The 22,236-nt window shown below is 35.5% G+C and carries 16 protein-coding genes; 10 read left to right on the top strand and 6 right to left on the bottom strand.

Annotated features, from left to right (window positions below; translation table 11 throughout):
* The first annotated feature begins 36 nt into the window (after positions 1-36).
* From CHB68_RS14760 to CHB68_RS14735, 6 genes are read left to right on the top strand one after another with little or no spacing between them, the layout of a single operon-like run.
* Positions 37-582 (top strand): heme NO-binding domain-containing protein, encoded by a 546-nt coding sequence (locus tag CHB68_RS14760; protein WP_089262006.1) that lies wholly within the window; start codon positions 37-39, stop codon positions 580-582.
* The gene (locus CHB68_RS14755; protein WP_089262004.1) at positions 572-2,938 is read left to right on the top strand and encodes a PAS domain-containing sensor histidine kinase; all 2,367 of its coding nucleotides are present in this window, start codon (positions 572-574) and stop codon (positions 2,936-2,938) included. The genes CHB68_RS14760 and CHB68_RS14755 overlap by 11 nt, the downstream gene beginning before the upstream one ends.
* Complete coding sequence (locus tag CHB68_RS14750; protein WP_089262002.1) at positions 2,935-4,074, top strand: FIST signal transduction protein; 1,140 nt, start codon at positions 2,935-2,937, stop codon at positions 4,072-4,074. The genes CHB68_RS14755 and CHB68_RS14750 overlap by 4 nt, the downstream gene beginning before the upstream one ends.
* Complete coding sequence (locus tag CHB68_RS14745) at positions 4,074-5,138, top strand: sensor histidine kinase (RefSeq protein WP_089262000.1); 1,065 nt, start codon at positions 4,074-4,076, stop codon at positions 5,136-5,138. The genes CHB68_RS14750 and CHB68_RS14745 overlap by 1 nt, the downstream gene beginning before the upstream one ends.
* A complete protein-coding gene (locus tag CHB68_RS14740) occupies positions 5,135-5,455 on the top strand; it encodes a histidine kinase (RefSeq protein ID WP_089261998.1) in 321 nt (106 codons plus the stop codon). Before CHB68_RS14745 ends, CHB68_RS14740 begins: the two co-directional genes overlap by 4 nt.
* Entirely contained in the window at positions 5,456-6,166 is a 711-nt protein-coding gene (locus CHB68_RS14735) for a LytR/AlgR family response regulator transcription factor (protein WP_089261996.1), read from the top strand.
* Between the two features lie 26 nt (positions 6,167-6,192).
* Here the strand turns inward: CHB68_RS14735 and CHB68_RS14730 are convergent, their stop codons facing one another.
* From CHB68_RS14730 to CHB68_RS14720, 3 genes are all read right to left on the bottom strand, one after another.
* Entirely contained in the window at positions 6,193-6,606 is a 414-nt protein-coding gene (locus CHB68_RS14730) for a response regulator (protein WP_089261994.1), read from the bottom strand.
* 2 nt (positions 6,607-6,608) lie between these two features.
* A complete protein-coding gene (locus CHB68_RS14725; protein ID WP_089261992.1) occupies positions 6,609-8,396 on the bottom strand; it encodes a sensor histidine kinase in 1,788 nt (595 codons plus the stop codon).
* Positions 8,397-8,646: 250 nt separating this feature from the next.
* Positions 8,647-10,710: a tetratricopeptide repeat protein gene (locus tag CHB68_RS14720; RefSeq protein WP_245838955.1), complete on the bottom strand. Its 2,064-nt coding sequence runs from the start codon at positions 10,708-10,710 to the stop codon at positions 8,647-8,649.
* A gap of 599 nt (positions 10,711-11,309) precedes the next feature.
* Between CHB68_RS14720 and CHB68_RS14715 the strand changes: the two genes are divergently transcribed.
* The 3 genes from CHB68_RS14715 to CHB68_RS14705 are packed head-to-tail and all read left to right on the top strand — an operon-like array spanning position 11,310 to position 15,019.
* Positions 11,310-12,446 (top strand): response regulator, encoded by a 1,137-nt coding sequence (locus tag CHB68_RS14715; protein ID WP_089261990.1) that lies wholly within the window; start codon positions 11,310-11,312, stop codon positions 12,444-12,446.
* Between the two features lie 35 nt (positions 12,447-12,481).
* Positions 12,482-13,762, top strand: coding sequence for an oligosaccharide flippase family protein (locus CHB68_RS14710; protein ID WP_089261988.1), 1,281 nt, complete (start codon positions 12,482-12,484; stop codon positions 13,760-13,762).
* A 27-nt stretch (positions 13,763-13,789) separates the two neighbouring features.
* Complete coding sequence (locus tag CHB68_RS14705) at positions 13,790-15,019, top strand: glycosyltransferase (protein WP_089261986.1); 1,230 nt, start codon at positions 13,790-13,792, stop codon at positions 15,017-15,019.
* Between the two features lie 46 nt (positions 15,020-15,065).
* On the opposite strand, the gene CHB68_RS14700 is transcribed toward CHB68_RS14705, so the two are convergent.
* The 3 genes from CHB68_RS14700 to CHB68_RS14690 all read right to left on the bottom strand — a co-directional run bounded on the left by CHB68_RS14700 (position 15,066) and on the right by CHB68_RS14690 (position 20,900).
* Entirely contained in the window at positions 15,066-16,586 is a 1,521-nt protein-coding gene (locus CHB68_RS14700) for a glycoside hydrolase family 2 TIM barrel-domain containing protein (RefSeq protein WP_245838954.1), read from the bottom strand.
* Positions 16,587-16,588: 2 nt separating this feature from the next.
* A complete protein-coding gene (locus CHB68_RS14695; RefSeq protein ID WP_089261982.1) occupies positions 16,589-17,713 on the bottom strand; it encodes a hypothetical protein in 1,125 nt (374 codons plus the stop codon).
* A 100-nt stretch (positions 17,714-17,813) separates the two neighbouring features.
* Entirely contained in the window at positions 17,814-20,900 is a 3,087-nt protein-coding gene (locus CHB68_RS14690) for a hypothetical protein (RefSeq protein ID WP_089261980.1), read from the bottom strand.
* 191 nt (positions 20,901-21,091) lie between these two features.
* Here CHB68_RS14690 and CHB68_RS14685 point away from each other — a divergent pair, with 191 nt between their 5' ends.
* On the top strand, positions 21,092-22,003 hold the full coding sequence (locus CHB68_RS14685) for a response regulator (RefSeq protein ID WP_089261978.1): 912 nt from the start codon (positions 21,092-21,094) through the stop codon (positions 22,001-22,003).
* Positions 22,004-22,236: the final 233 nt, after the last annotated feature.

Below are 22,236 nucleotides of genomic sequence, written 5' to 3'. Positions count from 1 at the left end.
TACGTTTGATTCCGTAGTAATAGTTTATATTTTCAAATGAAAGGAATTGTATTTACAGAATTTCTGGAAATGGTAGAGACCCAATTTGGTCTTGAAACCGTAGACAGGATTATAGAAAAATCAGATTTGCCATCAGAAGGCATATATACTTCAGTAGCTACCTATGAATTTAATGAGATGGTTGCTTTGATTACGCATTTAAGTGAAGAAGTAAATTTACCTGCCGGCGATTTGATCTATGCATTTGGACTTTATTTGTTTACAAGTCTAAGCCAGGCCCACCCAGAAGTCATACAAAGTTATAGGTCCCCAATTGCCCTATTATATTCCATAGAGGACCATATTCACGTTCACGTTAAAAAATTATACCCCGAAGCGGAATTGCCTTCATTCAAAATTCTTGAGAAAACGGATAATTCCCTATCCATGATCTATACCTCTACCAGAGGTTTGTACAGGTTGGCAGAAGGTCTAATTGAGAAATCTTTTGAGCACTTTAATGGTAAAGCCAGTATCACGTATGAATTATTGAAGGATGATGGTACGGAAGTAAAATTTGATATCGTGCAAAATGGACAATAATGAGGTTTCTCTTCTGAAAAAAGCCCTTGAGCGACAAAAAAAAGCCAGAAAACAGGCGGAAAAAATTTTAGAGGATAAGTCTAAGGAATTGTATGATGTAACCCGTCATCTACGGGAAAGTAATGCCAAACTTGAAAATCTACTTAGTGAAAAAACGTCAGAGCTAGACGGTGTGTTTATCAACATCATAGATCCTTACGTAGTTATGGACCTTAGTTTTAATGTGATAAACATGAACAGGTCCGCTAAGGAATTTTTAGGATTTGACCACAATATCAATAAAGTCCACCTTTCTAAATTTATTCATCCAGAGTTTTTGGATTATACCATAGAGTCCATACGTTCCTTAATGGAAGTGGGTACCTTAACAAATTACCGCGCCAAGATCATATTGGACGAGGCTACCGTAAAGTGGGTACAGATCAATGGTAGTTTAATCTACAATAAGGATCGTAAGCCAATTGCCGCACAAGGTATTTTAAGGGATATTACCCAAGAAATGGAAGTTAAAAAATTGCTTTCGGAGCAAAAAAAGCAATTGGATATTATTGTGGAAAATTCTCCCTTAGGTATCATATTGGCCAAAGATGGTCAAATAGTGAAAGCGAACAACACTTTTGTGGAAATGTTGGGTTACCAAGAAAAAGAATTAAAAAAGGTTACGCTAAACTCCATTTCCGAACCGGATAATGAAATGGTAAGAGATAGTAACATTAATACGGGATTGAATAAGGTTACTTCAATAGTAAAGTTCATTAGGAAGAACGGATCAAAATTTACGGCCAAGACCACAATGACTTCCATCTCTGAAAATGATGTAAAGTCAGATTATCAGGTTGCGATCATTGAGGATATTTCTAAGGAACTGGAAGCGGAAAGAAAACTTAAAGCATCTGAAAGTAGGTTATCTGCCTTGATTTCCAATTTGCAAACAGGCGTTCTTTTGGAAGATGAGGATGGTAAGATTGCCTTGACGAACCAAAAATTCTGTAATATTTTCAATATTAAGGCCAATCCTGCAGAGCTAATAGGTAAGGATTGCGATTATTATGAAGAACTTAATAAGCACCAATTTAAAAAACCTGATCAATTTATACAGCGTATTGCAGATATTTTAGCGAAAAAGGATACCACATTGGCTGATGAACTGGAAATGTTAGATGGCCGAATTTTAGAACGGGATTTTATTCCTATTAACAATGATGGCGCATATAAGGGCCATTTATGGGCCTATAATGATGTAACTATCAGCAAGAACTATAGAAAGAACCTAGAAGTTCAACGAGAAAAATATAGTAGTATCATTGCGAATATGAACTTAGGTTTGGTAGAGGTAGACAATGATGATGTTATCCAAATGGTTAACCAGAGTTTCTGTAAAATGAGCGGTTACAATGAAGATGAACTTATTGGCAAAGTGGCATCGCGCGTAATTCAGTTTAAGGAAGAACAAATAATACCCCAGAAAAATGCCAGTAGGCTAAAAGGTAAAGTAGATTCTTATGAGGTTGAGGTATTTCATAAAAACAATTCCGTAAAGCATTGGCTTATCAGTGGTGCTCCCAGATTTAGCGATACGGGTAAGGTGATAGGTTCTATTGGTATTCACTTGGATATTACGGACCAAAAACATTTGGAACTGCAAAAGGAAAAGTTGTTACACGAATTGGAGAATAGTAACCAAGGGCTACAGGAATATGCGCATATAGTTTCACATGATCTTAAGTCGCCATTGCGCAGTATTAGTGCATTGGCAACATGGCTATACGAGGATTATAAAGATGTACTTGATGATGGGGGTAAGCAGAACCTTGAACTAATGCAGGAAAAAGTTGGTTCAATGGATAAATTGATCCATGGCATTTTGGAATATTCAACAGCAAATAGTTCTGAGCTTGATAATTCTAATGTAAACTTGAACGATGTAATTACGGACATTGCGGAGATTATATATATACCGGAACATGTACAGTTACGTGTGCCGGTAAAATTGCCGGTCATAATGGCTGATAAAACCAAAATGCATCAGGTCTTTCAGAATATTATAGGCAATGCCGTTGTCCATATTGAGAGAGAGCATGGTTTGGTAGAAGTACTTTGTAAGGAAGAAAGTGATTTTTGGCATTTTACCGTAAGTGATAATGGTGTGGGTATACCCAAAGAATACCATAAAAAGATTTTTGACATATTTCAATCTATAGGCCATAACGAACGTTCAACAGGAATAGGACTTTCCATTGTTAAAAAAATTGTGGACCGTTACCATGGTAAAGTATGGATCGATAGTACGGTTGGCCAAGGAACCCAATTTCATTTCACGATTAAAAAGAATGAAAACTTAGAAGAACTTCCATGAAAATCATTCAAGCAATTAAGAAGGCCAACGCACCCTTTGTTTTTAAAGGATGTTCCAGTGGAAAACATTTAAAAAATCCCCTAGTGTTGGTTTTTGGCAATAGGTATATGTTAGAGACCAATTCTATTTATGAAGAGGTCAAGGAACTTTTTACAGATGCGCATGTGGTTTTTGGTTCTACGTCAGGAGAGATTATGGATGATACCGTTTTAGATGGTACCATTGTCCTAACGGCAATAGAATTTGAGAAAAGCTCTATTCTGGTTCACAGAAGCAATGTAGGTGAACATAACAACAATGATGAAAATTTGGGGCAACATTTAATGGCCCAGTTTCCTAAAGAGGATTTAAAGCATTTGTTTATAATCTCAGAAGGTAGTACGGTCAATGGGAGTGCGCTTATTAACGGTTTGGAGAAACATAAGCATAGTATGATAAGTTTGTCCGGTGGTTTATGTGGAGATGACGATCGTTTTGAAAGGACATTGGTCTCTTATAACGAAAACCCAAAAGAGGGTGAAATTGTAGCCATAGGTTTTTATGGAAGCTCTTTGGAAATAACCAGCGCCAATTTTGGCGGATGGACACCTTTTGGTCCCGAGAGAATTATTACGAAAGCTCAAGACAATATACTGTATGAACTTGATGGTAAACCCGCTTTGGATCTCTACAAGAATTATTTGGGTGAGAAAGCCAAGGAGTTGCCAAAATCCGCTTTATTGTATCCGCTGAGTGTTCGTACCAGTGAGGAATCTGAACCTTTGGTGCGTACCATCTTAAATATTGATAATAAGGAAAATGCAATGATACTTGCCGGTGATGTGCCTATTGGGTCTAAGGTGCAACTAATGATGTCCTCTGTAGATGATATTGCAAGTGGGGCATATAGTGCTGCGGAACTTGCCATGAAAGGTAGAAATAAAAATCCAGAGATTGCCCTGTTGATCAGTTGTATTGGACGTAAATTGGTTATGGACCAAAGAACCGAAGAGGAAATAGAAGAAGTAAAGTCTGTTATTGGGAATAGTACTGTTATTACCGGTTTTTACTCTTACGGTGAAATGGCGCCATTTCAAGGTCAGGACCAATGTAAACTCCATAACCAGACCATGACCTTAACCTTATTTAGCGAATAATGCATTCATTAATAAAAAGACAATTAAAGAAACATCTATCTGATGAATTGCAGAATAACAAGGAAATTGCAAATTTTCTTGAGGCGGTAGATAAATCATATGAAAATTATGATGAAAAATTGTCCATGATGCATAGGGCGTCCACAATTAGTTCCAAGGAATTGTACCAGGCAAACCAAAGATTAAAGGAAGAAGCGGATCAACAAAAGAATATTCTTACCTCTTTAATGGAGGCCATCCGTAGCCTCTCGGAAAATTTAAATGAAGAACAATTGTTCGATCATGCAAATTTAAACGAGTTCAATGCAGCGTATCTCGCCGAAAACATAAGTAACCTGGCATCAAAGGTTTCTGAAATGTCTGTAGAAAAAGATAGACTGCTCGTTAGCCTAGAGGTACAGAACCAGTCTTTGAACAACTATGCCCAAATGGTCTCGCATGATTTAAAGTCCCCTATACGTAATATCAATGCTTTGATGGATTGGATCATGGCGGATGAAATGGAGAAATTTTCTCAGGACAGTAGGGAAAACTGTACATTGATCTCTCAAAATCTAGCAAAAATGGATAAGTTGATTACCGGTATACTTAACCATGCTACCCTGGGACAAACGGAAGAATTGAAGGTCTCTTTTAATCTTACCGAAGCTTTACAGGAAATAGAAAAGACCATATATGTTCCTGAACATATTGTTTTTGAATACGCTGATAACTTACCACAGATGTATTTTGAGCGAGATATTCTGGAACAATTGTTCATGAATTTGTTCACCAATGCCGTCACTGCAACGGAACATGTTGAAAAAGGACGTATTAGCATTGGTTATGAACCAGATGAGGTATTCTGGAAATTCAGCGTAACAGACAATGGTAAAGGTATTGCCAAAAAACACCAAGATGGGCTTTTTCAAATGTTCAAAAAATTGGAAACCGATAACAATGCCACAGGAATTGGACTTGCTATTGTTAAGAAAATTGTAGTTCTTTATGAAGGGGAAGTTTGGTTGACCTCTAAAGAAAATGAAGGAACTACTTTTTATATCACTTTAAAGAAGAATTCATGATAGAACGGCCAAATTTAAAATATGTGGATGAACTGGCAGGTGATGATGTTGCCTTTAGAAATCAGTTTATTGCAATAATCAAGGATGAGTTTCCCGTAGAAAAAAAAGAATATTTAGACCATATTACGCAAAATAGGCTAAAGGAAACTGCAGAAATGGTACATAAGCTTAAGCATAAATTCAATATTTTAGGAATGGAAAAGTCCTATCAGCTAGCAGTGGACTATGAGAAGGAGCTACTTATGGGAAAGACAGATGGTAAACTAAAGTTCATGACAGTTTTAAACGCTATAGAATCATATATAAAAACGATATAAATGAATTGTATAATAATTGACGATGAGGCAACGGCTAGGGCCATTGTAAAACAATTATGCTCTAAAATACCTGATTTGGATGTAATCGAGGAGTTTGATAATGCTATTTCGGCAATTAAATTTTTAAATCAACAACGAATAGATGTTATCTTTTTAGATATTCATATGCCCGGCTTTAGCGGTGTTGATTTTGTACAGACCTTAAAAGACCCCCCACATATTGTACTTACGACATCAGATACCAATTTTGCTATTGAGGCTTATGAATATGAATGTATAGTTGATTATTTGGTTAAGCCCATCACCCAGGAACGCTTTGATAAATGCATCAATAAAATAGAAAGTATTGGTTCTCAACCTTCTAAATCCCAAAAAACAACACAACCCGATGCCATTGAGGGAGAAGATCTTTATATTAATATAGATAGGAGGTTAATAAAGCTTAAGCTCAGTGAAATATTGGTTATTGAGGCCAAAGGTGATTATATTGATGTCAAGACCGAAAAAGAAGAGTACAGGGTACATACTACTTTAAAGAAAATTAAGGAGAAACTTCCTGAAAAATTGTTCTTACAGATTCATAGATCTTACATAATTAATTTTACAAAGATTATAGATATTGAGGATAACAGTGTTTTGATCGCAAAAAACGTGGTTCCCATTAGTAGGTCCAATAGACCGGAATTAATGAGAAGGTTAAACCTTTTGTAATATAGATTTGCGTGTACTAGGCTGGTCTACCAATTTTCTTGATATATTGTCTTGAAAATTTCTATTAATTGACCTTTATCAACCGGCTTTATAACATAACCGGTAAGTTCCTCCAAATTGGCGGCCCTTTTTTTATCAAATTCACGCATAGAAGAGCTTACCATGTAAATATTGACCTTATTGGAAATTTGTGGTTTTAATTTTTTAAACTCCGCCAAAAAGCCCCATCCATCCAAGAAAGGCATATTAATATCCAAAAAAATAACTTCCGGTAAAGGAGTTTTTTCATTCGTACATTGTGTAATGTATTCAATAGCACGCTCTCCATCGGTAAAGCTGCCTACTTTTAAGGTATTTGATATTTGATGAATTGTTCTTTCCATTAAAAACAGATAGAGTTCATCATCATCAACAAGTAAAATATTGGACTTTGTATGCATGCTTAAAATATTAATTTAAATATTGTTCCTATTCCTACCTCACTTTCAATTTCTATAGTGGCGTTAAGGGCTTCTAATTGAGATTTTACCAAAAATAGCCCCATTCCCTTGCCGGACACATTTCTATGAAATCTTTTATACAGTTTAAAAACATTTTCACCATGTTGATCCAAATTTAACCCTATGCCATTATCTTCAACATAAAGTACTTTTTTATTGTTTTCCATTGCAGATCTAAACATGATATAAGAGGATACATTTTTCCTCCGATATTTAATGCCATTTGATATAAAGTTGTGGAGAATGCTTTGTAAATAAAATTTTGAATAGGTTAATTGTTCCCAAGCCTCAAAATTTTGTTTGACCTCAAATTCCCCATTGTCCAAAAGTGTTTCGGTAAATTCATGTTTAACCTTATGTATTAACTCAGGTACATTAATTTCGGTTAGCTTAATCTCTTTATTATCTAAAATAGATACATATTCATTGATATCCTGCGTAAGATTGGTTATGCTTTTAGCAACTTGATCAAGCTTGGGCAATAGTAGGTCTAGTGTTTCTGGGTTTTTTTCCTTGTTGATCATTTCAACGATTAGGGACATGCTGGTTACCGGTGCCCTTAGGTTATGGGATATTAAATAATTGAAATCGCTCAATTGCTTGTTACGTATTTCCAGGCTGTTGTTCATTTCCGTGACCATTACATTTTTTTCCTGTAATTGATCTTTACTCTTTAACAACATTTTGTTCTTTTCTTTTAGCTCAAGGTAAAATTGTTCTTTTTGCACCCTGTTTTTTTGATATACATATGAAAAACCCAAAAGGACCAATACGGAGATAAAATTAAAGGTCAGTAGGCTTTCATAAACTGGCTGTAGATAACTTTTTATAACACTTGGCGGTGTTTCTTGGGCCAACACTAAATTAGTTGGGGAAATAACTTCAATGGTATCGTTTTGGCTTGCCCCATAAGGTATTTTGGTATGGTTTAAGGCAATATTTAATTGAGTCCAAATATGATCATTAGCTATGTATGTGGTATCTGTTTCATGCGGAAAAAAGGTCGTTCCTAAAATATCTTTATAATCTTGGGTGAAGTTTTTAGATTCATATGGTAAATCTTCCGGTAAACTGCTAGCACTAATAACATTATTTTCCTTGTCCAATAAAAAAATATTAGTATTGACAATTTTGGATTTAAGTTGGTCAAGAATTCTCTTTACCTTAAAGTTGATGACTACAAGACCTATTTTCTGATTGTTTGAAGTAAATATTGGAGCTACAGTTCTCACTACGGCCTTTTTAGGTTCTTCTATAACCCCGTTTTCCCTGTTCAGGTTAATTTGTGATATATAAAGTTGGTCTTTTTTTAAGTTGAGTCCGGATTGCACATAATCACGTTCCTTTTTGTTTTGTAATTGTCCTATTATCAATGAATCCTGACTATAACGTACCGCCCTAAAAATTTCCTGTCCATTGAGATCAATGAATCTAAATTGATCATAATCCGTAATTTTCTTGATAAGGTTTATAAAAGGTAGCATAAGTTCTTTATGCTTGTTCATGGGGTCAAAATCGTTGGGATAGTTTAAGGTAGACCAATAATGGGTATCACGTAAGAAAGTATAACTATCTTCCATGAAAGTATTTTTCTTAAAAGTAGTTGCCTTATTTTGATAAACGGCCAGTTGGTTGATTTGCCTATCTTTCTGAAAAAAATATAAGAATAATGTTAGCGCAAATAAAGGAAGATATAGGCTAACCAACATTTTTAAAACTCTTGTCCACATAGATGATCGTTTAGAGTTTCATTTTCATAGGCACTCTATATTGTTTTGGGGGACAATTATTACTTACGCTAAAGTAACTAAATTTCTTACAAATGATAATTTTTATAAGTTTATTTTTTGACTTAATAAGATGTGAATTATAAGCGTAAAATAAACACTCAAGGCAATATCATTGCTTAATAATTATCAGGATATATTAATTTTCAGGTATATAAAATCTATTTACTTACACGTGATAATTTCCTAACAATCAATTTTGCAGTTTAAGGGATTTAAAAAATAGTGGTTTGCCTAAAAAGAGCCATTTTGCCTTCAACCCAATCTCCGTAAATTCAAAACCAGCAGCAGTGGCAGACGCTATATTACTGTACTTACCATATATATTTAGACTGAATCTTTTTGAGAATTGATGTTGAATGGAGGTTTCCGCTCTAAAAATGGTAGTATTTGGGTCAGATTCTACCCTTTGTATTCCTGTTGCCGCACTTGCCATATAGGTTGTCTTATCACTGAACGTTCCTCTAATATCGCCAAAGAGTTCTATAGCCCTATATTTTTCCGGACTAAAATAGATGGTTGGTAGTTGATTCTTAAAAGTGATATATTGATAATTAATTCCCATTTTTAATGCCGGCTTTTGCAGTACAGTATAATATAGTGAGGTGAAGAGTAAATTTCGCGTGTTCGTATCACTTTGTTGGGTATGCATTAATTGGGTATACCATCCTAAATTAATGTTCGTGCCCAAATTATAGTTTAACCCATAATGATGCTGAACAATTTCCCGTTCTATAAGGTCTGCATTAAAGTTCTGTACTTCACGTTGATATCCCAAATTTAAGTTTTGAAGTTTTAATGGTCGTAACATTAGTTTTATATCTATTACCGGTTGGGTGTAGGAATCTTCCATAAACCTAGAATTGTTGAACCCTATGATTGTCTTTAATAAGGTTTTGGGCAATAATTTATAGTGTAGTCCTGCCAACACTACATGAGATTTAGCTTGATTATTAGTAACCGTATTTTCAGTTGTTCTATAAAAATAGGACAGGGTAGTCCTAAACTTGGTAGAAAAAGGTACCTCAACGGTAGTGTTGGTAAAATAGGCCACATTCTTACCATTATCAAATGTATAGGCCGCATGTTCTTCTATGGTGGGGGTGTGCATTAAATTTAGTTTTTCAATAAAATCTTTTGCATCCTTTTGGTTTTTATAATATGTAAGGGTTTGGTTTGCCATATGATAGGCCGGTAGTATACGCTCTTCCGCAAATAATGCATTAGCCATTCCTAAATTTCCATCAAAGGAAGTACTGTCGTTGGTCAATATTTTGTTATAGTTCTCTACACTGTATTTGGAATTGCCGGTATAAAGACCCAGCGTGGCCTTTAATGCGTAGATCCAATTACGGTTTGGCATGGTATTTTCCAAACTGTCAATTTGTTTTTTCGCACTAATAAATTTTCGGTTCCATATAAGTGCTTGTACATAACGATCATACGTACGTTCTTTTAATTCCTCATCGTTAATATGAAGGACTTTGGCTATAGCGGACGATGAAATTTTAAGAGCTTCTTTGTCATTCTCATCTATATGCGCTGCCAAGGCTATTCCGTTAAGGGAATTTATAGAATCTTTTGGCGTTACGGCTAGTTGTTTATAGGTGGCCTTAGCTTTATCTACCTGTTTAGTTATCAAGTAAAGGTTGGCCAAATTCAATAGGGCATCCTTATCTTGTGGAAAATCAATAAAAATTTCTTTTAGTAACTCTTCTGCTTTTTGATACAATTGGTCATTTACGAACTGATTGGCATACCCTAATTTTATATATTTTCTGGAAGTTTGTGCACTTAAGTTGTTAGGTTGAATCAATAATGCTTTTTCTACCCATTGCAAAGCATTTTTATATTCTTTAAGATTGCTTAAGGTATTGGCAAGTCCTAAAACGGCGCCAAACTGATCGGGGTTTTTATTGACCAAGTCTATATATAATGGCTTTGCTCGCTTATATTCTTTGGCCCATAGGAAAGATTCGTTATAGTTGATTTGAATCTCAAAATCTTCAGGATAGTCCAATAATAAATTAGCGAACAGAGTGGTTGCTTTTTCTGGTTCACCACTCAATCCTACCGCTCTTCCATAGCAAAGTCGTGCCGTTTTATTTTCGGGGTCTGTTTTAAGATACGCTTCAAAGAACTCTTCTGCTTCTTGAAAATTTCCTTTTTCTAACATAGTAAAACCTGGATCCATTTTGGATTGAGCGCTTAAAACCATGGTAGTAAGCATAAAAAGGAATATAATTTTTTGCAACATTTAATGTAAGATTATTACCACAAATACCTAACGGAAATTTTTGCGTTTTATTAGTTTTATATATTTTATAAAGGTAGTATGAGTCTGTAATTATTTGGAAGTATGATAGTTGTAGTTCAACTACACTTAAAGACTATTGGTCTATATGGTGCTATTTTAAACCACTGAAAAAAAGATATTTGTACCGGAAATAGTTCAAAAATAGGGCATAACGGTAATTAATTATGAATAATGAACTTTGTAAGAGTACGGGTTTAATTGACGGGAACTTAAAAAATCTAATAGATTTTTTTAAATGTATTGTTCGTGAAATATATACTATAAATTTTTGGTTAGGTTCAGTGGAAGAGGGAGTAGTGTGGTTAGCTGCTCCCTTTTTAAATACATGAAATCATAAGAATTAATGTTGAAATTCAATCTACTTTTTACCCGCAAATTTTTATGTCAAACAATCATGAATGACGTCAAGGAATTTTAACTATATCAATGCTATGCATCGTATTGATATTTGAATTACATCAAATAATTAACACTATTATCTTACAATATAATAAGAATAAAACGTTATATGTAAGTTAAATCTTACCTAAATTTTAAAAATGAAAATTTTAACTATAGATGATCAACAGCTTATTCTTTTATCTGTTGAAAAACGTTTGACAGAGTTGGGTTATCAAGTAATGACGGCTAATTCTGGCCAGAAAGGCATAGAGTTGTTTAATTCTTTTAAGCCCGATTTGGTACTTGTTGATATCAATATGCCAGATATGTCTGGTCTGGATGTAGTTAAACATATAAAGATAGGTAGTAGTAAAAATATTCCTGTATTAGTAATGTCCGGTAACACTGAGGAACAAATTATTATGGACGGTTTTACTTTGGGCATTGATGATTATATGAAAAAACCGGTAAGTCTAGATGAAATGGCCGCTCGTATAAAACGACTTATTGGTTCTCCTGAAAATGTGACAACACTAACCTCAAATGCCTCAAGAATTTTGCAAAAAAATTGTGTGGGCGTGGTCATACCTTGTTATAATGAAGAAGAGCGACTCCTTAGTATGCAGTTCAAGGATTTTGCGCATAAAAATTTAGGATATCATTTATGTTTTGTCAACGATGGTAGCACGGATAATACGTTGTCAGTACTTCAGGAGCTCCAAAATGGAAGTGAGAATAATATAAGTGTATATAACTGTGAAAAAAATGGAGGTAAGGCAGAGGCCGTTAGACAGGGCATGCTGCATTTGGCCAAAGATACCCAGCTGGATTATATTGGTTTTCTGGATGCGGACCTCTCTACGGATTTTAGGGATTTTGATGATTTGGTAAGCACGTTGGACCAATCTGATTTTAAGATTGTCAGCGGGTCAAGAATGAGTAGAATGGGAGCCGATATTACTAAGGAATCCGCACGAAAAATCATAAGCAAAACCATTAACCTCATCATAAGGACTATATTAAGAATGCCTTTTAATGATACACAATGTGGGGCCAAAGTGATGGAACGCTCAGTTGTGCCCTTACTTTTTAATAAGCCATTTATTACCAAATGGTTATTCGATGTAGAAATGTTCATAAGAATGCGAAAGCATTATGGCAAGACCGAAGCTAAAAAACTTATATGTGAGCAGCCTTTAAAACGTTGGATCCATGCAGACGGCTCTAAACTATCCATGAAAGATTCCGTAAAAATAGTTGGTCAACTTGCTAAAATAGCCTTTGTATATAGATAGTATTTCTTGATAGGGCATTTAAAAAGAACGAACTCATGACCACCGTAAAAGTAGCATTGAACAAAGTTACTTCCAAGCATTTATTTATGGGTAGTGCCATCCTTGTAAACGGCGGTAACTATCTATATAATTTATTACTTGGCCGTATTCTAGGACCGGAAGCATTTGCAGATGCGGCATTGTTGGTTACCTTATTATTGGTTTTATCCTTTGTAGGGATGACATTTCAATTGACAACGACAAAATTTGCCGTACTTTTTTCTGGGAATACATGGACTGTATTTAAAAGTACAATGTATAGATATGCTTTAATGTTTGGGGTATGCACTGGAGCCGTGATATATCTATTTTCCGAACAATTGCAAGTGCTTTTTCAAACTGAAAACCATGGGATGTTCAAAATTTTTGCGCTGTCCGTTCCCTTATATTTTTTTATGAGTGTGAATAGAGGAAGGTTTCAGGGCAAACATCATTTTGGTAAACTTGCGGCAACCTATCAAACCGAAATGTGGAGCAGACTTATATTAACATTTTTACTATTGCTGCTTTTACCCCTAGAGTCAAGTTTGTTAATTGCTATGGGTATAGCACTATCTTTTATATTTGGTCTATTTCCTTCTGATATTAAAAATATCCAGGTATTTGCCAAAGAACGTTTAAGCAGTGCGCACTTGAAAGAGGTATGGATATTTATAGGCCTTACCGCAGGTTATGAGCTTACCCAGATTATCATAAACAATAGCGATATCCTTCTGGTAAAACATTATTTTAATGATACGGATGCCGGCCTTTACTCTTCTTTGGCTTTGATTGGCCGTGTTGTATATTTTGTTGCATGGATGTTTGTCATGTTATTAATGCCAACAGTAATCCAAAAACAAAAAGATGGGGAACCCACTGCTCCCATATTATTTAAATATGTCTTTTTCATTAGCGCTTTGTCAAGCACAATAGTTCTTGCATGTTATTGGTTTCCGGAACTGATTATTTCCTTAATGTTCGGTGACGCCTATATTAGTATAGCCCATTTACTTTGGCAATATGCCTTGGCAACTTCATTGTTTGCCATTAGTAACATCTTTGCCTATTATTTTTTGTCCTTAAACCAATATGCCCCCGTTATTCTTTCCGGAATTTTAGGGCTTTCACAAGTAGTTTTGGTAACTCTTTATCATGATACTCTAGAAACTGTAGTTCAGGTTCAGATAATTGCCATGGTAATTCTGTTAATAGCGCAGGTCATATTTTTTCTTATAAAAAATTCTTCATCTTCAAATAACAATGATTTAAGGGATGTACGTCCACGTACGCTATAACCACTATACATATTAAAATTTAATTAAATGAAATTAGCCATTGTAACCGCATACCCTCCTAGTAAAGTAACACTGACCGAGTATGGGTATTATTTAGTAAAACATTTCAGGCTTCAAGAAGAAGTTACGGAACTTATCTTGATCACCGACCATACAAATGCTCCTAAGGATTTAAATTTTGAAGAACAAGGTTGTAAGATTACGGTAAAGGAATGTTGGAATTTTAATAGCTACAAAAACTTAATCAATATTAGTAAGGCTATTTCCCAAACTAAGCCAGATGCTGTTTTATTTAATCTTCAGTTTTTAAAATTTGGGGATAAAAAGGTACCGGCCGCTATGGGACTAATGCTGCCTTTTATTTGTAAAATGAAAGGTATTCCTACCATATCGCTATTGCATAATATTCTTGAAAAAGTAGATTTGGAAAATGCCGGTTTTACCAAAAACAAGGTATTACAGGGTATATATAATTTTATTGGTACTTCATTGACCCGTTTTGTTTTGGCTTCGGATATATTGGCGGTAACCATTAGTAAATATGTGTCAATTTTAGAAGAGAAATACAAGGTTAAAAATGTTGCATTGATTCCCCATGGTGCTTTTGAAACTCCGCCAGAACCTAGTTATCAACTTCCTGCCGGTCCTAAACAGGTAATGGCTTTTGGAAAATTTGGAACATATAAAAAAGTGGAGATATTAATAGAGGCGGTAGAAGAAATAAGATCTAGGAGCAATGTTGATATTGAAATCGTCATTGCAGGTACGGATAGCCCAAACACTCCTGGATATTTAGACGGGATAAAGGAAAAATATAGTCATGTTCCAAAAATTAGGTTTACCGGTTATGTGGCCGAAGAGGACGTTCCAAAAATTTATGCGGAAAGTGCGGTCACGGTTTTTCCTTATACCTCTACTACAGGTAGCTCCGGTGTATTGCACCAAGCGGGTAGTTATGGTAACGCTGTGGCATTGCCTGACCTTGGCGACTTAAGTACATTGGTAGAGGAAGAAGGATATCAAGGAGAGTTTTTTGATGCCCTTAATACTTCATCATTGGCATTGGCAATTGAAAAAATCATTACGGATGATGCCTATAGAATAAAATTGGGAAGACAAAACTATAAGGCTGCCTGTTCATTGCCTATGTCAACTATTACCCAAATGTATATAGATTATTTTAAGGCAATTCAAAAATCCAAGGATACCGGGTACACAATTGATATTCCAGCTATGGAGAAGAAACTGGTTCATTGAGGATTGGTTTGGTTATGAAAAGGGTCGGCAATTTAGCCGACCTTTTTTATTTAATGATTTCTTGGTAGGCGGGCTTTAGGTTTCCTTGATTGTCCAATATCCCAAAATGTTGTTGTTGACTTTTGCGCCAAGGCAATCTGCCTACGACATTATCCGGTACCTCAGTAAAATCATAAAGTGTCCATAACAAGAATGGTAATTTAGCATTGGTGATCATGGTTTGCATTTCCTTGTAGTAGTTGGCCTGATCTTCCTCAGAACCCATATAAGCGTTCCAAATACCGTCGTATGATGAATAGCCATATTCCTGTAATACGATTGGTTTATTGTTAATGGCATCTTGTAATGCATTGTAGGATGCTAAAAAATCTTTGGGTTTCCTATAATAATGAAACGAGATGAAATCTAATTCAGTGGTAAGGTTCAATGCGGCTTCTGGATTGGACCAACCTATGGTAATGGGGGTATTGTTATCCCATTTTCGAATTTCCTTAACCATTTGTCCTAACCAAGAAAGTACATTTTGTTTACCACGTGATTTAAAATCCAAATCAGGTTCATTTTTAATATCCCAAGCCTGCAAGGCCTTATGGTCCTTTAATGCCGTTATAATTTTTTCTGCATGTCTATGTGTTAAGGTCCAATCGGCCAATGAATAATCCCCATAAAAATCGAACAGGGTTACCGTAACCTTTAGTTTATTTTTGCTGGCTAGGTCCATGGTACGTTGTAATTGTGACATTTTATCAGTATCAAGAGTCGTTTTACCAAATCCTTCATAGGGTATGAATATTCTAATGGAATTTAGTCCTAAGGATTTGATCTTGCTAAAATCACTGTCAATGACAGTATCTTGAAAATGTTTCCCAAACATATTCCATGGGTTTTCACGTGGATAATAATTAAGCCCTTTAATATCTCTAATTTCTGAAAGAACAGTTTGTGGAATTGATTGATCTTTGGATACTGACACAGGTGTGTTCTCAATTTCTACTAGATGACGTACACGCCAGAAGCCATCTTCCAATAGTAACATTGCTTGGAATGAACTTTCATAACTCCTTTTTAATAACATTATGTTGTCAACAAAAACCTGTTCTTGTATTTGTACGTTCTTATCGGTCAGAACGGCCAACTTACCATCTGCACTATAAAAATTAAGTATGGGGTTATGTTCTATGGTAGTAGTTTTTACAGAAATATTATTCGCTTTATTATGGTCAAGCACTTTATACAGTTTTACTCTTGCGCTATCTGTGTAATAATCGTTTACACCATAGTGATTGTTTGTTTCTAACGCATTGTTCTTTACGTACCAAGCCTTTATATAATCTCGCTCTAATTCTTGTAAGGTCTGTAATTCCATAGGCCTGCCATCATTGTTTAGCGGCGACCAATTAACCTTGGGTAAATAATTGGAAGTCAGTTGGGCGGGAAGATGTAACATTGTCTTACGGTCTGCACCCGTATTTAAATAGGACCATATAGAACTGATACCGTATAAAATAAGGCCATTCAACGTTAAGAACGTTATCAATAAAAAAGCCCTATATAGATTGCGGTTCATTTTCATTGCAGTGTAATCATTTGTTCTTTAACAATACCGGCCACATTGGCTTTAATTTTGTAGTTGCCGGATTTATAATATTCCCGGGGCAGAGTAAACCCAATTTTTCCCAGTCGTGAAGTTTCCTTGATCCTAGTGATATAAACACCCTGTTCATCATAAAGTTGTAAGGTAACTGGTAAGCCATCTGGGACAATCTGGTCCATAAAGCTTAAAATGTTTTCTAAAGTTATTGTACGACCGGTTTTGGACGGTGTTATGTCATAATCCTTAATAGCTGCTGTAAAAGAAACACTTAACGGACTACTTACTGCTGCACCGGTAATATATGCTTTTACGCTCCAAGTATCTTCTTCGTAAGGATGAAGAAAACGTGCATTCGCCACCCCGTTTAAAGTTGTTCCGTTTGCGCTTAATTGCAGCCCTTTGGAGTTTGTCGCCAAAAAATGGACCAAAGTACCATCACTGATTACATTGTTATTTGCATCCTTTATATCACTGGTGAAAAATGTTATAATTTGGTTGCCGTCCGCAAAACTGTGGTTTCGTTGAAAATCAATTTTAAAATTGGTACCATTTCCTGGATATACAATTGTTGTAAGTTCTTTTGAACTACTAGCGTTACAACTAGAGGTTACTAAAATTCTACCGGCTTGGGTAGGGGCATAAATAGAGGTCCATGCCAAAAGATTATTGATTTCTAAAGTAGTCGTATTAATTTTATCTTGAAATTGAAAGGTGCTTATAACGTCGGTTCCTTGGGATAGTGGGTTGTCATAGGCATCAGTGGGTGATATTACATGCGTGGAAAAGTCTGTAGCAACGGCAGTGATGCCTCTAGGACCCAAATAAGATTCTATATGGGTTTTTAACGCTGTATTGGGTGTAATGTCAAAAGCTCCTTCATTTAGAACTTTGGCATTATGAACCAAACTCCAATGGCATATTCCGGATTTTCTAATGAGGTTTTTTGGAAAGTCAAATAGGAATTGATCATTATCAATTTTGGGGGTTAGTACAGTAATACCCATACTATTTCTTACCACTAATTTTAACTGATGGTCTAGATTTCCTTTAAAACGTAATTGAAAAGGTTCACCCGCCGCTATTACTTTATTGTACGGCATTAGGGAAACTTTAGTTAGGGCAAGGGGAGTATCATGTGTACTGTGTTTGCATCCAACGATAAGGAATAAAATTGCCACTATGTAAAAACTTGTATTCAAATTACTTAGGATTTCCAATATAACCGTTCACTTCAATTTTCATATACGAATACCCTTCTCCCCTTACAGGTTGCAGTTGCTCAATGGCGTGCCCTTTATCCCTATTTGGAATGGCATTTTCCATTACTGTTTTGTTAGGCATACCGTTTATAAAACAGTTTTCCAAACTAGAATTTATTACAACGAGCCCTGTAAGGTCTTTGGGCTTAAACTCAAAATATTGCTTTCGCTGTATACGTACACCCTCGGTCAAAAAATGATGCTCTACCCATAGTAATTCTTTTGCATTTGAATAATATGAGACCAATAATTGGGGAATGGTTACCTCTTGAATACCGGAATTAAAAAGTGCACCTGATATAACGCCAGGGTTAAGTTCAACTTCCTGAATGGTAATTTCTTTATAAAGATCAGTATTTGCCACATTACCTGCGCACTGAATGTTAAATTTTGTGGGCTGTTCCAGAAAGTCTATTGGTGTAAATTCATCTGGATCAAAAGTTGGAGGCAAGGTGTCCTTGGTAGATGACCACGCAATTCCTTCAAAATCTATTCTAAAAGTGGTCGTTTCCTTGGGCATTAATTTATGTTTCATCTGATATTTGCCATTATAACTGGCGAGCTCGGTATTTTGATCGTTGTAAAGGCTTACCTTAAGAACTACATCAGAAGGTACGTTATCTACATTTTGTAACTCACCTATTATACTGTAACTACCTTTGTTCTTTACCAATTTGGCGGTTAAAATTTCAAGTGTTGGCTGTTTTAATACATCTTCATGATTGGTCTGTTGTGTGGTAATTCGTCTTCTACCATGATTATAGAATGATGTACCGTTAGAAGATAATAGCTGATCTGGGGGCAGGTCATTGTCAAATGTATCTGGATCAATATACCATTTGCCATTTTTTTTGACCAGGTCATGCTCGTAAAGTTTTTCTATTTTCTCCAACGGTGTAACCCAATGTGTTAAGACTTTGGCTCTTGCGGCAGTTTGGGTTTCATTAAAAAGTTCAACCCCTATGGAATCTAATTTGGCATATGAACTTAAAATACCATCCGTTACGGAAACTTCTAACATATATTGGGCAATATCTACATTACTATCGGGGTTTAAATAAGAGTGAGCCCTATTAAACTCCTTAAAATCAAGGGCATCATAATAGGAAACAATTACGTTCTTTGGGGATATTTGTGTGGCGTTAGATAAGTAGAAATGATACATTCCAAAACCTAAAATCAATAAAAGTAGTAATGCCCAACCATGGCTGATATTGACCAATGTTCTAGAAAATTTTTGATAACGTAATTCATAGTTTAAGAATACGCCCTGTACCAAAGGTCTGGACTTTAACATTCTAAACCATGCCATCTGTATATTGATAATAAAGGCAATGATTACGGTCAATAGCGGTATAGTGCTCCACATAATCTTGAGTAGTACAGAAACATCTTCCTTTTCAATTATTGCAGGAATTGGGGGTACATTTAATTTCTCCCAGACCATGATTCCGTTTTCTAACTGTTGCAGTCTTTGCCAGCCACAGAAATAGAGTAGTGGATCATAAAACTTATCATTGGAGAAAATATATTTCAAATTATACTTTTCAGGAACGGTCAAAAATTGCTGGAGGGATCCAATTCCTTGAACGCCCCTAAATTTTGAATTTTCCAATCTTTCTATAGGTCTTGTAGTTAGTTCTGGAAGTCTTCTTGCGGAATGATAGTTGCCATCCACCGTCATGGCATTGGTCTGTGCGGACAACCATGCCATTTGATCACCAAACCCTAAGGGTAAATAGCGCCAATGGTCATGCATATCCTGGCTTAAAAAATTGACGATAGGTAGCATGTTTATTTTCTGGGGTTGTGAAGGCCTAAAGTAATTTAGACTCATGGTAAAAATGACCATGGCCAATATACCACCAGCAAAAAAACCACCTAATATTCTATGGTATACCGCGCCAAACCGATGCTGTAAGTTTACCTTTAGGTCCCCTTCTACAAACCTATACATGAACTCGCCAAATATTGGTAATGCCATTATCGTGGCCCAAAGCGTAAAACGATCTAGGGTCAAAATATTGAAAGCGGTTTCCCCTAGGACCAAAAGAGGTACCGGAGTAGTGCCACCGGTTCCCAAAATGGTCAGTACGGTAAACGATAATCCAAAGAATAAATACCGCTTGCTAAAGTATCTATAGAAGATATAGGGTAGTATAAATAGTAATATCCCCCAAGGAATTAAAAAAAAGACCAAGCCAGATGAGGTCACCTCTAAAAAATTATCACGTGAACCATGCGGTATTGGTACTTGGGTAATAGGATTTTTTTTGGAATTGATCCAGTAAGGCAGTATACAGAATATGAACAATAATAATGAGCCAAAACCAAAACCTACTATGCGCCAGAATAATTTTTTAAATTGTTTAAAAAATATTTTGAAGGTTATGGATTTTATATGATCCACTTGATCTTTACTGGCATCCATTATTACCATACCTATTAATGGAAAAATAAAGAATACCATGCCAAAAATAGGGGTAACATGATGGGATGTAACCGTTACCGAAATTAATGACAAGCTCGTAGCTAGATATCTAAGTTTACCGGTTTTTATCCATAAATAAATTTCGGGTAGGGCATGTAGTAAGATTGAAAGTGCTAAAATACTTGGCAATTGCCCAAAAATATGTAATGTCTCTACAAAGGTCGATGAAAACACCGCCAATAGGGCAGTGTATCCTGCAATCTTACGACTTCCTGTCATTAAAAGAGCATATCTGTAAGCGCCTGTTATAAAGAGTATTATACCAATTATAGCTATGGTGAACATTCCAAACTTTAGTCCACCTATATAGGATAATGCCGCAATGCTTTGATGTACCAACGGAGGGTACGCCTGTACGGTAAAACCGGTATACCACCGGTAATCCCATGGTTCAAACCAGCTATTGGCATAATGGTCTGCAAAGAATAGATGAATCAATGCATCATATGTAGTTTCTAGCGTAAAGAATATGCTAGAACCATGGAAGGCGACTCCAATAAAAAGTGCCAGTATTAGTAAGACATTTGTCTTTTGCATTAATTGTTAATTGTAAGAAAATATAACAAAACAAAGATAGGTTTATTGTACACTTTCCTCATAATCAACCACCGATGCAATAATGTCATTCGTCTACAGTAATCCGCATACTACCTTTCATGACTCCTTGTAGGCTATACTAATGGTTAATTTTGTACTTGTTCCAAATCTTATCATTAAACCTAATTACCATGAAAATTTTAGCAATAGATAACGATACTCAAGTTTTACTTTTTTTAGAAAGGCACTTATCTCTTTTAGGGTATGAGGTTATTACTACTCATGAAGGTGAAGAGGGTATAGCACTTTTTGATAAGGAGAATCCAGATTTAATTCTTGTGGATATCAATATGCCTGGCTTATCCGGTCTAAATGTATTAAGACATATACGATTTGTACAAAATTCCAAGACCCCGGTTATAATAATGCTAGAGGAATCCTATGAGCAGATTGCCAGTGCCAATTTAGGACCTGGAGTGGATTATTTTATGAAGAAACCCTTTGGTCTTGATGATATTTCTAAAAAAATTGCACAAGTATTGGATATTAATACCGGTTCTATTAACAATGCTCCTAATGAACAAACGTATAAGAATGACCAAGTAGGTATCGTTGTACCTTGTCAGGATGTAGAGGATGAACTATTGAGTAGCACGTTCATAAACGTGCCATTTCATGATTTAGGATATCATATTTGTTTTGTTAACCAAGGAAGTACAGACCAAACCCAGCCCATACTAGATAGTTTGCAGGATAAATATCCTGGGATTATAAAGGTATGTCAAGGTCATAACCTTGATAATGATGCGGCCATTAGCATGGGAGTTGAACATCTTTTACAAGATGAAAGTACGCGTTATGTTGGTTTTTTGAATGCTCAGATTACATCGGATTTTACGGATTACAAAGATTTGGTGAAGATTGTAAAGAATTCGGACTTTAAAATTGTCAATGGTGCCAGAATTGCCCGTATGGATAGAAAGGTCTCAAAACAAAAGGCCAAAAGAATTATAAGCTCTACCGTACATATTATCATGCAGACGATTTTAAATATTCCGTTTATGGCACATAAAGGACAGGAAGGGGAAGTGCATTATAATTAATTTTAGTAAAAGGAATTTTAAATAAAATGCATATAAAATTAGGAGATAATACATTTTTGAAATTATAGGTATTATAAAATTTTAGAAGATAAAGATTAGTAAGATTTTGTTTGGTTGTTTAGGTTGTATTTTTTGAAAAAGCCTTAATCCGTTTGTGTGATTAAGGCTTTTTTTTGTGACCAGATTCGATGAAATGCCCTGTATTATCGTTAATGTATTAATGGTCCAAACAT

Origin of the sequence: Maribacter sedimenticola, assembly GCF_900188415.1 — a bacterium.
Lineage (GTDB): Bacteria > Bacteroidota > Bacteroidia > Flavobacteriales > Flavobacteriaceae > Maribacter > Maribacter sedimenticola.
Note: the sequence above shows the minus strand (reverse complement) of the source record. Positions and strands in the feature narration are given on the sequence as shown.

Bases quoted from the DNA above. Each gene is read 5' to 3' on its own strand.
- CHB68_RS14760 (WP_089262006.1), top strand. From the start codon at position 37: ATGAAAGGAATTGTATTTACAGAATTTCTGGAAATGGTAGAGACCCAA.
- CHB68_RS14755 (WP_089262004.1), top strand. From the start codon at position 572: ATGGACAATAATGAGGTTTCTCTTCTGAAAAAAGCCCTTGAGCGACAA.
- CHB68_RS14750 (WP_089262002.1), top strand. From the start codon at position 2,935: ATGAAAATCATTCAAGCAATTAAGAAGGCCAACGCACCCTTTGTTTTT.
- CHB68_RS14745 (WP_089262000.1), top strand. From the start codon at position 4,074: ATGCATTCATTAATAAAAAGACAATTAAAGAAACATCTATCTGATGAA.
- CHB68_RS14740 (WP_089261998.1), top strand. From the start codon at position 5,135: ATGATAGAACGGCCAAATTTAAAATATGTGGATGAACTGGCAGGTGAT.
- CHB68_RS14735 (WP_089261996.1), top strand. From the start codon at position 5,456: ATGAATTGTATAATAATTGACGATGAGGCAACGGCTAGGGCCATTGTA.
- CHB68_RS14730 (WP_089261994.1), bottom strand. From the start codon at position 6,606: ATGCATACAAAGTCCAATATTTTACTTGTTGATGATGATGAACTCTAT.
- CHB68_RS14725 (WP_089261992.1), bottom strand. From the start codon at position 8,396: ATGTGGACAAGAGTTTTAAAAATGTTGGTTAGCCTATATCTTCCTTTA.
- CHB68_RS14720 (WP_245838955.1), bottom strand. From the start codon at position 10,710: ATGTTGCAAAAAATTATATTCCTTTTTATGCTTACTACCATGGTTTTA.
- CHB68_RS14715 (WP_089261990.1), top strand. From the start codon at position 11,310: ATGAAAATTTTAACTATAGATGATCAACAGCTTATTCTTTTATCTGTT.
- CHB68_RS14710 (WP_089261988.1), top strand. From the start codon at position 12,482: ATGACCACCGTAAAAGTAGCATTGAACAAAGTTACTTCCAAGCATTTA.
- CHB68_RS14705 (WP_089261986.1), top strand. From the start codon at position 13,790: ATGAAATTAGCCATTGTAACCGCATACCCTCCTAGTAAAGTAACACTG.
- CHB68_RS14700 (WP_245838954.1), bottom strand. From the start codon at position 16,586: ATGAACCGCAATCTATATAGGGCTTTTTTATTGATAACGTTCTTAACG.
- CHB68_RS14695 (WP_089261982.1), bottom strand. From the start codon at position 17,713: ATGCCGTACAATAAAGTAATAGCGGCGGGTGAACCTTTTCAATTACGT.
- CHB68_RS14690 (WP_089261980.1), bottom strand. From the start codon at position 20,900: ATGCAAAAGACAAATGTCTTACTAATACTGGCACTTTTTATTGGAGTC.
- CHB68_RS14685 (WP_089261978.1), top strand. From the start codon at position 21,092: ATGAAAATTTTAGCAATAGATAACGATACTCAAGTTTTACTTTTTTTA.